Below are 13314 nucleotides of genomic sequence, written 5' to 3'. Positions count from 1 at the left end.
TCTTTGGTGACTTTCTCTTGGGCAAGCAAGAGAAAGCCACCGGCCCGCAGGGATGCGGGACGAACAGGCATGGACGCCAGTCGGTTCTCGCGAAAGTGGACACGACCACGACAGCGCAAGCTTTCGGCGCAAGCCTAAGATCCCAAACGCAGGGATGCGGGACGAACCCATACGGACGTGAGTCGGTTCTCGCGTCGGCGCAGCGAAGGCTACCGAGGCCAATTTTCGACGCATGCCAAAATGACCGTCGCCGCCCGCAGGAATGCGAGACGAACACGCCTGGACGCCAGTCGGTTCTCGTGAAAGCGAACACGATCAGGACAACGCAAGCTTTCGGCGTAAGCCGAAAAGACGAATCGCAGGGACGCGGGACGAGCTCAATCGGGCGTCTCGGCTTTTCGCGAAGACGAACAGAACAACGTCAAGGCCAACTTGCGGCGCCAGCCGGCGAACCAAGCCACGCGCGCAACCACCCTCAGAACATGTGCTTCTCGATGCCGAGCTCGACGAGGATCTTGCTGGCAATCTCCTCGATCGAGGTGTGGGTGGTGTTCTGCACCGGAATGTTCTCGCGGCGGAACAGCTTGTCGGCGAGTTCGAGTTCCTTGCGGCATTGCTCGATCTTCGCGTAGCGGCTGCCGGGCCGACGCGCTTCGCGCACCTGTGCCAGGCGCTGCGGATCGATGCTCAGGCCATAGAGCTTGGCGCGGTGTTGCAGCAAGCGTGGCGGAATCTCCAGCCGCTCCAGGTCTTCGTCGGTGAGCGGATAGTTCGCTGCCTTCACGCCGTAATGCAGCGCCATGTACAGGCAGGTGGGCGTCTTGCCCACGCGCGACACGCCGACCAGGATCACGTCAGCGTCGAGATAGTTCACGTCGATGCCGTCATCATGGGTGAGCGCGTAGTTGGTCGCGTTGATGCGCGCCTCGTACTCGGTGAAATCGGTCAGGCCATGCGCCTTGCCCACGCGCGCCGAGCGTTGCGCGCCCAGTTCGGCCTCGAGCGGCGCGAGGAACGGCGCGAACACATCGAGCATGAGCGCACCACTTTCGGCAACGATGTCGCTCAGGCGCTGGTCCATGATGGTGTTGACGACGATGGGCCGCGCACCGCTCTGCGCATAGGCCGTCTTGAGCCGCAAGGCCGCTGCTTGCGCCTTGACTTCGCTGTCGACGAAGGGAATTCGATAGGTGTCGAATTCGATCGAATCGAACTGCGTGAGCACGCTGTGGCCGATCGTTTCGGCGGTGATGCCGGTGCCGTCGGAGACGAAGAAGATGATGCGGCGCATGCAGGTCCTTGCCGGTATCGTGGCCGTGGCGGACGGCGGGAACGGGTCCGCAAGCATGCCGGAAAGTGTGGCCGCAGCGGTAGCACCAGCCAGGTCAGCGATAGCGCCGCAGGTACCTCCACTCGAACGCGGCCTTGGCCCAGTGCATGAGACGCATGGGTCGCAGCGCGCGCATGCGCTCACCGTGCCGTGTCACCAGCATGCCGCGATCGAGCGAATCGATGATGCAGACCAGTTCGGCGGCGAAGGTTTCGGCAGGCAATTCACCACGCAATTCACGCAACAGGTTGCGCGCGGCGACTGCGGCCTGCAGATCGGCCTGATGCGCCTGCTTGGGCATCCAGTCCGGTCCGGGAAGGCTCGCGCCATCACCGGCGACATAGGTACAGGCATGTCCGGCGACGCGGCACATCGCATCACCACTGACCAGACCGCCAGGCGAGCGCGGCAGGCCGGTCTGATCCAGCCATTGCGGCCCGGTGAGACCGGGCATGAACAGGGTGAGATCGCTGGCGATGCGCGTGTGTTCGAGTTGCACGCCATCGGCTTCGATGCGCTGCGGCTTTTCGCCGAGCACCGTCTCGATGCCACGCTTGGCCATCTCGGCGAGGATCATCGCGACAGCGCGTTCGCCCAGACGCAAGCCGGGTTTCTGCGAAGGACTGAAGAACACCAGACGGAATCGTTCGCGCCGGCGCTGCCGGCGCAGCAAGGTATCGAGCCCGAACACGAATTCGAAGATCGGCCCGCCGCGCATCGCGTTCGGCTCGGCCGGATTGGAAGAAAAGCCGCAGCAGATCGTGCCTTCCTGCAAGGTGGCGAGACGGTCTCGAATCGCCTCGCCCGCTGCGATGCCGTCGCAGGGAATGATCGCGTGTTCGAGCCCGGGCAACTTGCGCATGAAGCGCGCGCCGCTGGCGATGACGATCCCGTCATTTGCAACATCCCCCGCATCCGTGTGCAAGGTGCGGGCATCCGCTGACAGACCAGTGGCACTGCCCGCGTGGAACTTGACGCGCGTGCGATGCAGAAAGGCGTCGAGCGGAAGCACGAGCTGATCGCGTCGGCGCTGACCCGAGGGCAACCAGATCGCGCTCGGCATGTAGTGCAGTTCGGCGCGGGGCGCAACCAGGGTCAGTTCGGCATCGGGCGCCTCGCGACGCAAGCTGCGCAAGGCAGTCAAGCCGGCAAAGCCGGCGCCAACGACCGTGATGCGTGACGTGGCCATGACGATTCCTAGTGGGCGATGCCCAGCACCTCTTTGACGTGTTCCTCGCTGCCGGTCATGCCAGCCGCGCGGCCGAGTTCGATCGCTGCCTGCGCATCCAGGTGATCGAAGCGCGCCTGATCGAGCGCCAGCAGGCCACCGACCCGGTTGCCACTGGCGCAATGGATCAACACCGGGCCCGTAGCCGCAGCAAGCGCATCGTGCAGCTTGCGCGCATTCGCCTCGTCGATCTCCCTGGAACCGGCCACCGGGATCTCGATGTAGACCATGCCTGCAGCGCGCACCTCGGCGGCTTCGTCGCGACCGGGCAGTTCCTGCGGCAGGCGCAGGTTGATCACGGTGCGCACGTCCTGCCGTCGATGCAATCTCGCCCACTCGTCCGCCGCGGGTTGCCCCGAGGTGAATATGCCGGGCATTGGTTCATGCAGCGTGAATGGCGCCGCGGCATTCTTGCCTGCAGTCGGCGCATGCGCACAGGCAGCGAGCAACGTGGCCGCCCCGACAAGCAACAGAACAGAAGCGATGCACCTCATGAATTTTCCTCAGGCAGCCAACTGCTGATGTGCCCAGCGCACGATATCACCGGCACTGCTTGCACCCGAACGGCGCGCGAGCTCACGACCTTCGCGCAACAGGATCAAAGTGGGAATGCTGCGAATGGCAAAGCGCCCGGCCAATCCGGGCTGGGCATCGGTGTCGACCTTGCCCAGCCGCACAAACGGTTCGAGCTGACCGGCCGCCAACTCGAACTGCGGCGCCATCGTGCGGCAGGGACCGCACCAGCTCGCCCAGAAATCGACCAGCAGCGGCAATTGGGCGCGCTCGCCATGTGCGTGGAAACTCGCCTCATCGAGCGCAAGCGGATGACTTTCGAACAGCGGCTTGCCGCATTTTCCGCACACCGGCGCATCGCCCAGCCGCGCCGGCGGCACGCGATTGAGCGCATTGCACTGCGGACAGGCGATGAGGATGCTGCCTTCGGTGTTCATCGTCTGCTCCGCTCAGCTGCGTGCGCCGGGGACATGTTCGACACCATCGGCGTCGATGATGCGCACATCCACCGCAATGCCCTCGCGCACGCTCTGGGTGACGATGCAGAACTCCTCGAACTGGGCAAGCACACGCTCGAAATGTTCGAGTGAGGCGGCCTTGTCTGCCAACGTGATCGCGACCTGCGCGCGGGCGATGCGCCAGCGGCCTTGGGCATTGCGCTCCTTGCGCGCACTGATCTGCGCCCGGATCGGGCCGGGATCATTCTTGAACTTGCGCAGCGCGAACAGCAGGCTCGCACTGAGGCAATTGGCGACACCGGCGAGCAACAGCGCCGACGGATTGGGACCCGCTCCACCACCCAGCGGCTCGGGCTCGTCAGTGTGCAGCGCCTGGATTGATGTGCCTTCGAAACTCACCTTGAAGGCATAGGGACCTTCCTGCTCAAGCAGCAGGCGGATGTCATCGCTGTTCGCGCTCATCGAATGTCATTCCTCGTTTCGCAGTTCAGGCAAGCGCAGCGGCAGCGACCTCCGCCTTCGCCACGCCATGTCCTGGCATAGATGGGGATGATCGCCTCGCCGGCAAGGGCAAGGCCGGCAACGTACAGCGCAGACCATGCATCAGCCGCTACCCGTTTCGGCCGCTGCAGCGCGCCGGCGCAATCCGAAATACAGCAGCGGAATCACCACCAGGGTGAGGATCGTGCTGACGAAGATGCCGAAGATCAGCGAGATCGCCAAACCGTTGAAGATCGGGTCATCGAGGATGAACAAGGCACCGAGCATCGCCGCCACGCCGGTGAGCGCGATCGGCCTGGCGCGCGCCGCGCAGGCATCGATCACTGCATCCACCAAGGGCACGCCACGCGCAGTCTCCTGCTTGATGAAGTCCACCAGCAGGATCGAATTGCGCACGATGATGCCGGCCAGCGCGATCATGCCGATCATGCTGGTGGCGGTGAATTGCTTGCCGAGCAAGGCATGGCCCGGCATCACGCCGATCAGGGTGAGCGGAATCGGCGCCATGATCACCAGCGGCACAAGGTAACTGCGGAAGTGACCGACCACCAGCAGGTAGATCAGGATCATGCCGGCCGCATAGGCAAGGCCCATGTCGCGGAAGGTCTCGTAGGTGATCTGCCATTCGCCGTCCCATTTGAGCGCATAGCTCGCACTGTCATGTGGCTGGGTGATGAAATTCTGCGCGAGCAAGGAGCCGTCGACCTGCGCGTGGCGCAAGGCGCCGACCACCGAGAACATCCCGTACAGCGGACTGTCCAGACGCCCGGCCTCATCCGCAGTCACATAGACCACCGGCAAGCCATCCTTGTGATGGCGCGCACCATCCCAGTCGCTGCGCTCGACGCGCACCAGTTCCGACAGCGGCACCAACTGGCCTTGACTGCTGCGCAGCTTGAGCGCGAGCAGGGCCGGCAGCGTGGCCTGATCCTGTGCAGGCAAGCGCAGGCGCACCGGTCGCGCGTACCTGGCCGCGCCGTCGTGGATGAAGGTCGCATCGGCACCGGTGACCGCGAGCGCGATCGTGTCGGCGACGTTCGCTTGCGTCACGCCCAGTCGTGCTGCGCGTTCACGGTCGAGCACGAAGGTCTCGCGTGGAGCCTTTGCCTCGACCGTGGTGTCGATGTCGACGATACCTTGTGTCCGCGCGAATTCCCCCTGCGCCAGCGCCTGTGCGATGCGGCGCTGCCCCTCGTAATCGGGGCCGTAGACCTCGGCCACGATCGGCGACAGCACCGGCGGACCCGGCGGCACTTCGACCACCTTGAGCGCGGCGCCGTGACGCGCTGCAATCGCCGCGAGCGCGGGACGCAGGGTCAGCGCGATCGCATGGCTCTGTCGCGAACGCAGATGCTTGTCGACGAGGTTGACCTGCAGATCGCCGAGGTTGCCGGCCTTGCGCAGGTAGTACTGGCGCACCAAGCCGTTGAAATTGATCGGCGCCGCGGTGCCTGCATAGCCTTGCCAGTCGAGCACTTCGGGCGCGCGGGCGACTTCGGCGGCCAGTTCGGTGAGCACCGCCGTGGTCTGTTCGAGCGTGCTGCCCTCGGGCAGGTCGACAACGACCTGCAACTCGGACTTGTTGTCGAGTGGCAGCATCTTCATCACCACCAACTGGAAGGCGGCGAGTGAGGCAGCGAGCACCACCAGCAGCGCAATGGCGCCGAACAGCACGCCACGGCGACGGCCTGCCCCGGCGCCGCGCAGGAACGGCGACATCACGCGCTGGAACAGGCGATCGAGCCAGCCACTCCGTTGCTCACTGGGCTCGGTGTCGGCATTGCCGTGACGGCGCAACAACTTGAGCGCGAGCCAAGGCGTGACGATCAGCGCAATCGCAAGCGACAGCAGCATGCCGACCGAGGCATTGATCGGAATCGGTCGCATGTACGGCCCCATCAGGCCGGACACGAAGGCCATCGGCATCAGCGCGGCAATCACGGTGAAGGTGGCGAGGATGGTCGGCCCGCCGACCTCATCGACCGCGGGTGGAATGACTTCGGCAAGACTGCGGCGCCGGCCGTCGGGCGCGGGCATGGCCAGACGGCGATGGATGTTCTCGACCACCACGACCGCATCATCGACGAGGATGCCGATCGAGAAGATCAGCGCAAACAGCGACACGCGATTGAGCGTGAAGCCCATCGCCCACGAGGCAAACAAGGTCACGGCGAGCGTCAGCACCACCGCGCTGCCGATCACGATCGCCTCGCGCCAGCCGAGCGCAAACAACACCAGCAGCACCACCGAAGCGGTGGCGAAGAACAGTTTCTGGATCAGCTTGCTCGCCTTGTCGGCGGCGGTCTGCCCGTAGTCGCGCGTCACGCTCGCGTGCACGCCGGCGGGAATGAGCTCACCTTCCAGCTCGTGGATGCGCTGGCGCAGCGCCGAGGTGATGTCGGAGGCATTGCTGCCCGGCTTCTTGGCGATCGCGAGCGTCAGCGCGGGCGCGCTGCCCGTGGCCGGCCCCGTGCGCCCGGGCGGTGTGCCGAACCAGACATGGCTGCTGGCGAGATCGCCACGCGACGCCACGCCGGCCACATCGGACAAGAGCAGCGGCTTGCCATCGCGGTTGCCGATCACCAGCGCCGCGACATCCTGAGCCGAGGCGAGGAACTGCCCGGCCGTGACCGGCACCGCGCCACCTGCATCGATGCGCTCGCCGGCCTGATGCACGACGTTGGCCGCGCGCACGGCCTGCATGAGTTCGCCGGTACTGAGCTGATAGGCCGCGAGTTTCGCCGCATCGAGCGTGACCAGCACAACTCGCTCGGGTGCGCCGATCGTGTAGACGTCGCGCGTACCGGGGACGCGCTTGAACTCGGCTTCGAGCGTATGCGCCACCTCGGCGAGCGCGGTCGCATCGACGTGGACGTCGTCGCTCCACAGCGTCACCGTCATCACCGGCACATCGTCGATGCCCTTGGGCTTGACCAGTGGCGTGCCCACACCCATGCCCTGCGGCATCCAGTCCTGATTGGAGAACACCTGGTTGTACAGGCGCACCAATGCGCTCTGGCGCGGCACGCCGACCTCGTATTCAACCGTGAGCACCGCAGCACCCGGCCGACTGATCGAATAGACATGCTTGACGCCTTCGATTTCGCCGAGTTTCTGTTCCAGCGGCGTGGCAACCAGTTGTTCGACATCGCGCGCACTGGCGCCGTCGAACGGCACGATGACATTGGCCATCGTCACGTCGATCTGCGGCTCCTCCTCGCGCGGCGTGATCGTCGCCGCGAGCAGGCCGAGCAACAAACCCGCAATCGCCAGCACCGGCGTCAGTGGATTGGACTGGAAGGCTGCCGCGAGCCGCCCGGAAATGCCCAGCCGCGAGGATCCGGACACCTCAGTCATGGCGCGTACCCGCGGCTGCGCGTTGCGCGATGAGCGCCTGCATCGCGGCCACCGGATCGGTAACGATGCGCTCGCCAGGCCGCAAACCACTGATGACTTCGACCTGCGCGCCCTGTCGCGCACCCAGGCGCAACTGGCGCAGCAGGAGTTGCCCGTCGGCGAGCACGTAGACAGCGGACAACTCGCCGCGCTGCGCGACTGCGCTCGCGGGAATCTGCAGCAGCGCCGACGATTCCGCAGCCGCCGCAGCTTCAAACACCACCTTGGCGGTGGTCCCCGGTGCCGGCGGCGGATCGAGCGCTGGCAACAGCACGCGCACGTTGACGCTGTGACTGGCTGCGTCGGCGGCGGGAAACACGATCACACGGGCCGGCGCGAGGACACGCCCATCAGCCAGACGCACATGCGCGCGTGGATCGGCGCGGATCGCATCGGCCTGCGTCTGCGGCACGGCCACCTCGATGCGCAGCTCCTGCGGCGCGTAGATCGCGAGCAATGGCTGCCCCGGCGCAACGGTTTCACCGGGTTCGACGCTGCGCCGCGCGATGATGCCCGCGAAGGGCGCACGCACCACGGTGTAACTGGCCTGCTGGGCCAGCTGAGCCACTTGCGCCCGCGCGGCGTCGCGCAGCGCCGCCGCGGTGTTGCGCGCAGCGCGCGCCTGATCGAGCTGGGCGCGCGAGACATGGTTCGAATTCGACAAGGACTCGTAGCGTGCATATTGCGTCTGCGCTTCGGCTGCGCCGGCTTCGGCCGCGCGCAATTGCGCGCGCGCCGTGTTCAACGCGGCATCCTGCTCGGCTGCGGTGATGCGCAACAGCACGGCATCGGCAGCCACGCGATCGTTGACATCGACCGCAAGCTGCGCAACACGACCACTGGTCTGCGCCGCCAGATCGGCGCGCTGCACGGCCTCGACGACGCCATCCCAGGCCTGCCCCGATCCCGCGCCAGCGACACCGACTTCAAGCGTCGGCAGCTCCGGCAAGGGTGGCACGCGGGCACCCTTGTCGTGGCTGCCGCAGGCCGCCAGCAAGGCTGTCAGGGCAAGGATCAGGATCGGTTTACTTGAATGCACAGTTGCCCCCGCGCACGCCGAGCTTCTTGAACAGCATCGCCGCCGGACAGAAGCCGGTGAAGCTCGCCTGCAGCAGGTTGAGGCCGATGAAGGCGGTGAACAGCAACCACCACGGCGAGAAGAAGTGCACGAGCAGCACACTGACAAGGATCATCACGCCGGCAAAGGCCATCACGGCACGATCGAGATTCATGGCTTGTTCTCCTGGAATTGAGTGACGGAGCGAGGATCAGGCGAAAGATTCAATGTCGGCCGTCCTTGAGACGTTCGATGCCCATCACGCCGAGGATGTATTTCTCGTATACCGGCTCGGAGGTGCCATGGCGCATCTTGTAGAGGAAATACTTCTCGAAGGCGACCTTGGCCACATGCACCCAGCGCCCGATCCGGGTCCAGGTCACGTTGCGCGGCGGAATCTGCGGCAAGGCGACGAAGGCCGCACCGGTGTCGCCCATGTCGGCCAGGCACACTGCGTTCCATGTGCCTTCGAAATCCGGCGTCTTGCCCGCAAGCTCGGCCTGGATGTTGCGCACGATGGTGGTGACCATCGACTCGATCATGAAGCCGGTCTTGGGCGCACCGGTCGGCACGGGCGTGGCTTCGACCGGAGGAATGGCCACACATACGCCGGCTGAAAAGATCTTCGGGTACTTCGGACTTCGTTGGTGCTTGTCGACGATGACGAAACCGCGCGGATTGCACAGGCCTTCCACGGCAGCCACCGCGTCCACGCCCTTGAACGCCGGCAGCAGCATCGCGAACTTGAACGGCAAGGTGCGCGGCTCACCCGCTTGCCCCCTGGCATCGTGCTCGAGGACATCGATCTCGCCTTCACGCACCTGCGTGACCTTGCTGTTGACCACCCACTGGATGTGGCGCTGGCGCAATTGGGCTTCCATCAGCCCCCTGGAATCACCGACGCCGCCCAGACCCATGTGGCCGACGTAGGGCTCGCTGCTCACGAAAGTCATCGGGACCTTGTCGCGCAGTTTGCGTTTGCGCAGATCGGCGTCGACGATCATCGCGAATTCGTAGGCCGGCCCGAAGCAGCTCGCGCCCTGCACCGCGCCGATGACCACCGGGCCCGGATCGGCCAGAAACCGCTGATACGCCTGCCAGGCCTGCTGCGCATGCGGCGTGGTGCACACCGATTGCGTGTGACCGATCTCGGGCCCGTTGCCAGGCACGTCCTCGAAGGCCAGTTTCGGCCCGGTGCAGATCAGCAGGTAATCGTAGCCAATGCGCTCACCGGCGCCGGTGACCACGGCATCTTCCCCGGCATCGATGCGTTCGACGCCATCGGCGATGAAACGAATGTCCTTGCGCTCGGCATGCTCGGCGACATCGAGCGTGATGTCCTCGCTCTTGCGCCAACCCACCGCCAGCCAGGGATTGGAGGGCGTGAAGCTGAAGTGATCGCCCTGCCCGATCAACACGACCTCATGCGCCTTGCCCAAGGTATCGCGCAGTTCATAGGCTGCGCTCATGCCACCAAGACCGGCCCCCACCACCACGATCTTTGCCATAGCCGAACCCTCCCGTCGTCAAGCCATGGCTATACATTAGCGTTTTCGCATATGCATAGCAACTTATATTTTTGCCGGAGACTTGTTACAATCGCCCAGTCGCCAGCCATGACGGAAGGCGTCAGGGTGTACCGATGGCACGCAACAAGGCACCGAAAATGTCGCTGGACCTGCAGCAGATGCGCATCCATGCCGGCGATGCCAGCCGCCTGCTCAAGACCTTGGGCAATGACAAGCGCCTCTTGATCCTGTGCCAGCTTGCCGAGGGCGAACGCTCGGTCGGTCAGCTCAATGAGCACCTCGACCTCAGCCAGCCGGCGCTGTCGCAGCATCTGGCGGTACTGCGAGACGAAAATCTGGTCACCACGCGGCGCGACGGCCAGACCATCCACTACGCCTTGGCCGAAGGCCCGGCCACGCGTGTGATCCAACTGCTGCACGAGATTTACTGCGGCACGCGGCCACGCCGCTGAACGGGGCCGACACGACGTTAGGCCAGGCCGGCTTGCCCCTGCCGCGACAAAGGCCGAAAATTGCGCACTGCCGCAAAGCGGCCTCGTCCCCACTCCGGAGCATCCCCTTGAGCGACCTCGTCCTTTGGCTCGATTCCCTGCGCATGTCCGATCTGGGCAAGGTCGGCGGCAAGAACGCCTCGCTCGGCGAGATGATCGGCAATCTCGCCCAGCTCGGCGTATCGGTGCCAGGCGGTTTCGCGACCACCGCACAGGCGTTCCAGGACTATCTGGAAAAAAGTGGCCTCGCGGCAAAGATCCAGCAGTGCCTGTCGCGCCTGGATGTCGAGGACGTCGATGCGCTCACCACCGCGGGCACCGAAATCCGCGGCTGGATCGTCGATACCACCCTGCCCGCCGAGCTCGATGCGGCGATTCGCACTGCCTACACCAAACTGTGCAAGGACGCCGGCGCCAGCGACATCGCCGTTGCCGTGCGCTCCTCGGCCACCGCCGAGGATCTGCCCGATGCCTCGTTTGCGGGTCAGCAGGAAACCTTCCTCAACGTGGTCGGCATCGAAGACGTGCTGCACAAGGTCAAGGAAGTCTTCGCCTCGCTCTACAACGATCGCGCGATCGCCTATCGCGTACATCACGGCTTCAAGCACGAGGACGTGTTTCTCTCGGCCGGCGTGCAGCTCATGGTGCGCTCGGACGTGGGCGCATCCGGCGTGCTGTTCACGCTCGACACCGAATCGGGCTTCCGCGATGCGGTGTTCGTGACCGGCAGCTACGGTCTGGGCGAAATGGTCGTGCAGGGCGCGGTCAATCCCGACGAGTTCTATGTCTACAAGCCCACGCTCAAGGCCGGCAAACCGGCGATCCTGCGGCGCCAGATCGGCGCCAAGCAGCAGCGCATGGTGTATTCGGCCAAGGCCGGTGAGCGCGTGCGCATCGAGGAAACGCCAGCCGCCGACCGCGCCCGCTTCTGCATCAGCGATGCCGACGTTCATGAGCTTGCCAGGCAGGCGCTGGTGATCGAGCAGCACTACGGCCGGCCGATGGACATCGAGTGGGCGAAGGATGGCAACACCGGCAAGCTCTACATCGTGCAAGCGCGCCCGGAAACGGTGAAGTCGCGTGCGCGGGCGACGCAGATCGAGCGCTTCCAGCTCAAGACACGCGGCCCGGTACTCGCCCAAGGCCGCTCGATCGGCCAGAAGATCGGCGCCGGCACCGCGCGCGTGATTCGCTCGATCAAGGACATGAACCGCGTGCAGCCCGGTGACGTGCTGGTCGCCGACATGACTGATCCCGATTGGGAGCCGGTGATGAAGCGCGCCGCCGCGATCGTCACCAACCGTGGCGGCCGCACCTGTCACGCCGCGATCATCGCGCGCGAGCTGGGCGTGCCCGCGATCGTCGGCACCGGCAACGGCCTCGACACGATTCCCGACGGCGCCGCCGTGACCGTCTCCTGCGCCGAGGGCGATACCGGCTTCGCCTACGCGGGCAAGCTCGATTTCGAGCGCGTCACCGCCGACCTCGGCGCGATGCCGCCGGCACCGCTCAAGATCATGATGAACGTCGCCAACCCGGAGCGCGCCTTCGACTTTGCGATGCTGCCCAACGCCGGCGTTGGCCTCGCACGGCTGGAAATGATCATCGCCAGCCACATCGCGGTGCATCCCAAGGCCTTGCTCGAATACGAGCAGCAGGACGCCGACATCCGTCGCCAGATCGACGCGCGCATCGCCGGCTATGCGAGCCCGGTCGATTTCTACGTCGACCGCCTCGCCGAAGGCATCGCCACGATCACAGCCGCCTTCGCGCCCAATCCGGTGATCGTGCGCTTGTCCGATTTCAAGTCCAACGAATACGCCAACCTCATCGGCGGCAAGCGTTACGAACCGCACGAGGAGAACCCGATGATCGGCTTCCGCGGCGCCAGCCGCTACGTCGATCCGAGTTTCGAGGACGCCTTCGCGCTCGAATGCCGCGCGATGAAGAAGGTGCGCGAAACGATGGGACTGGACAACGCCTGGGTGATGATCCCGTTCGTGCGCACCCTCGAGGAAGGCCGCAAGGTGATCGAGGTGCTCAAGAAACACGGCCTCGAACAGGGCAAGCACGGCCTCAAGGTCATCATGATGTGCGAGGTGCCGTCCAATGCGTTGCTCGCCGACGAGTTCCTCGACATCTTCGATGGCTTCTCGATCGGTTCCAACGACCTCACCCAGCTCACGCTCGGGCTCGACCGCGACTCGGCGATCGTCGCCAGCCTGTTCGACGAACGCAATCCGGCGGTGAAGAAACTGCTGGCAATGGCGATCTCGACCGCGCGCGCCAAGGGAAAATACGTCGGCATTTGCGGCCAGGGTCCGAGCGATCACCCCGATCTGGCGCAGTGGCTGATGGAACAAGGCATCGAATCGGTCTCGCTCAACCCCGATACCGTGGTCGACACCTGGCTCGCGCTGGCCAAGAGCAAGCGCAGCTGATCCACGTTGTCCAGAAGCGCCCCGGAAAAAGAGCCTCGTCAGAAACGAGGCTCTACGCCGCGATTTGCCGCGCCGATCACTTGATCGGTTGCACGGCCGAAGCCTGCGAGCCCTTGGGGCCCTGCACGACCTCGAAGTTGACGCGCTGCCCTTGCTGCAGGGAGCGGAATCCCTGCGAATTGATCGCCGAGAAGTGCACGAAGATATCTTCGCCCCCCTCTTCCGGCGCGATGAAGCCAAACCCCTTGGCGTCGTTGAACCATTTGACGGTACCGGTACGCATTGCCTTCAACCCCTCTGGATGAGCCCCTGTGTGCGGCGCGGCTCCCCGCCCGCGACTCGCGGACGCACGCGCTGGCGCACGCGGGCA

General features: G+C 65.1%; 12 protein-coding genes. 2 read left to right on the top strand and 10 right to left on the bottom strand.

Annotation, left to right across the window (positions count from 1 at the left end):
• Nucleotides 1-475: 475 nt before the first annotated feature.
• From KF759_RS09835 to KF759_RS09795, 9 genes are all read right to left on the bottom strand, one after another.
• Nucleotides 476-1291 carry a pyruvate, water dikinase regulatory protein gene (locus KF759_RS09835; RefSeq protein ID WP_291224974.1) on the bottom strand — a complete coding sequence of 272 codons (816 nt, stop codon included), beginning with the start codon at nt 1289-1291 and terminating at the stop codon, nt 476-478.
• Between the two features lie 94 nt (nt 1292-1385).
• Nucleotides 1386-2519, bottom strand: coding sequence for an FAD-dependent oxidoreductase (locus tag KF759_RS09830; protein ID WP_291224973.1), 1134 nt, complete (start codon nt 2517-2519; stop codon nt 1386-1388).
• An 8-nt stretch (nt 2520-2527) separates the two neighbouring features.
• Nucleotides 2528-3052 carry a sulfur transferase domain-containing protein gene (locus KF759_RS09825; RefSeq protein ID WP_291224971.1) on the bottom strand — a complete coding sequence of 175 codons (525 nt, stop codon included), beginning with the start codon at nt 3050-3052 and terminating at the stop codon, nt 2528-2530.
• A 9-nt stretch (nt 3053-3061) separates the two neighbouring features.
• Nucleotides 3062-3508: a thioredoxin domain-containing protein gene (locus tag KF759_RS09820; RefSeq protein ID WP_291224969.1), complete on the bottom strand. Its 447-nt coding sequence runs from the start codon at nt 3506-3508 to the stop codon at nt 3062-3064.
• A 12-nt stretch (nt 3509-3520) separates the two neighbouring features.
• On the bottom strand, nt 3521-3991 hold the full coding sequence (locus KF759_RS09815; protein WP_291224967.1) for an OsmC family protein: 471 nt from the start codon (nt 3989-3991) through the stop codon (nt 3521-3523).
• A gap of 141 nt (nt 3992-4132) precedes the next feature.
• Nucleotides 4133-7387, bottom strand: a complete 3255-nt coding sequence (locus tag KF759_RS09810; protein ID WP_291224965.1) for an efflux RND transporter permease subunit — start codon at nt 7385-7387, stop codon at nt 4133-4135.
• On the bottom strand, nt 7380-8465 hold the full coding sequence (locus KF759_RS09805; protein ID WP_291224963.1) for an efflux RND transporter periplasmic adaptor subunit: 1086 nt from the start codon (nt 8463-8465) through the stop codon (nt 7380-7382). The genes KF759_RS09810 and KF759_RS09805 overlap by 8 nt, the downstream gene beginning before the upstream one ends.
• The gene (locus KF759_RS09800; protein ID WP_291224961.1) at nt 8452-8658 is read right to left on the bottom strand and encodes a DUF2892 domain-containing protein; all 207 of its coding nucleotides are present in this window, start codon (nt 8656-8658) and stop codon (nt 8452-8454) included. Before KF759_RS09800 ends, KF759_RS09805 begins: the two co-directional genes overlap by 14 nt.
• A gap of 49 nt (nt 8659-8707) precedes the next feature.
• Entirely contained in the window at nt 8708-9991 is a 1284-nt protein-coding gene (locus KF759_RS09795; RefSeq protein ID WP_291224959.1) for an FAD/NAD(P)-binding oxidoreductase, read from the bottom strand.
• A gap of 134 nt (nt 9992-10125) precedes the next feature.
• Here KF759_RS09795 and KF759_RS09790 point away from each other — a divergent pair, with 134 nt between their 5' ends.
• Entirely contained in the window at nt 10126-10464 is a 339-nt protein-coding gene (locus KF759_RS09790) for a metalloregulator ArsR/SmtB family transcription factor (protein ID WP_291224957.1), read from the top strand.
• Nucleotides 10465-10571: 107 nt separating this feature from the next.
• A complete protein-coding gene (ppsA, locus tag KF759_RS09785) occupies nt 10572-12944 on the top strand; it encodes a phosphoenolpyruvate synthase (RefSeq protein WP_291224955.1) in 2373 nt (790 codons plus the stop codon).
• A gap of 76 nt (nt 12945-13020) precedes the next feature.
• Here the strand turns inward: ppsA and KF759_RS09780 are convergent, their stop codons facing one another.
• Nucleotides 13021-13227 (bottom strand): cold-shock protein, encoded by a 207-nt coding sequence (locus KF759_RS09780; RefSeq protein WP_291224953.1) that lies wholly within the window; start codon nt 13225-13227, stop codon nt 13021-13023.
• Between the last annotated feature and the right edge of the window lie 87 nt (nt 13228-13314).

Source organism: Dokdonella sp. (genome assembly GCF_019634815.1).
Lineage (GTDB): Bacteria > Pseudomonadota > Gammaproteobacteria > Xanthomonadales > Rhodanobacteraceae > Dokdonella_A.
This window is presented reverse-complemented; position numbering and strand designations above follow the sequence as displayed.

Excerpts from the sequence above, each read along its gene's own strand:
- KF759_RS09835 (WP_291224974.1), bottom strand. The coding sequence starts at position 1,291 with ATGCGCCGCATCATCTTCTTCGTCTCCGACGGCACCGGCATCACCGCC.
- KF759_RS09830 (WP_291224973.1), bottom strand. The coding sequence starts at position 2,519 with ATGGCCACGTCACGCATCACGGTCGTTGGCGCCGGCTTTGCCGGCTTG.
- KF759_RS09825 (WP_291224971.1), bottom strand. The coding sequence starts at position 3,052 with ATGAGGTGCATCGCTTCTGTTCTGTTGCTTGTCGGGGCGGCCACGTTG.
- KF759_RS09820 (WP_291224969.1), bottom strand. The coding sequence starts at position 3,508 with ATGAACACCGAAGGCAGCATCCTCATCGCCTGTCCGCAGTGCAATGCG.
- KF759_RS09815 (WP_291224967.1), bottom strand. The coding sequence starts at position 3,991 with ATGAGCGCGAACAGCGATGACATCCGCCTGCTGCTTGAGCAGGAAGGT.
- KF759_RS09810 (WP_291224965.1), bottom strand. The coding sequence starts at position 7,387 with ATGACTGAGGTGTCCGGATCCTCGCGGCTGGGCATTTCCGGGCGGCTC.
- KF759_RS09800 (WP_291224961.1), bottom strand. The coding sequence starts at position 8,658 with ATGAATCTCGATCGTGCCGTGATGGCCTTTGCCGGCGTGATGATCCTT.
- KF759_RS09795 (WP_291224959.1), bottom strand. The coding sequence starts at position 9,991 with ATGGCAAAGATCGTGGTGGTGGGGGCCGGTCTTGGTGGCATGAGCGCA.
- KF759_RS09790 (WP_291224957.1), top strand. The coding sequence starts at position 10,126 with ATGGCACGCAACAAGGCACCGAAAATGTCGCTGGACCTGCAGCAGATG.
- KF759_RS09780 (WP_291224953.1), bottom strand. The coding sequence starts at position 13,227 with ATGCGTACCGGTACCGTCAAATGGTTCAACGACGCCAAGGGGTTTGGC.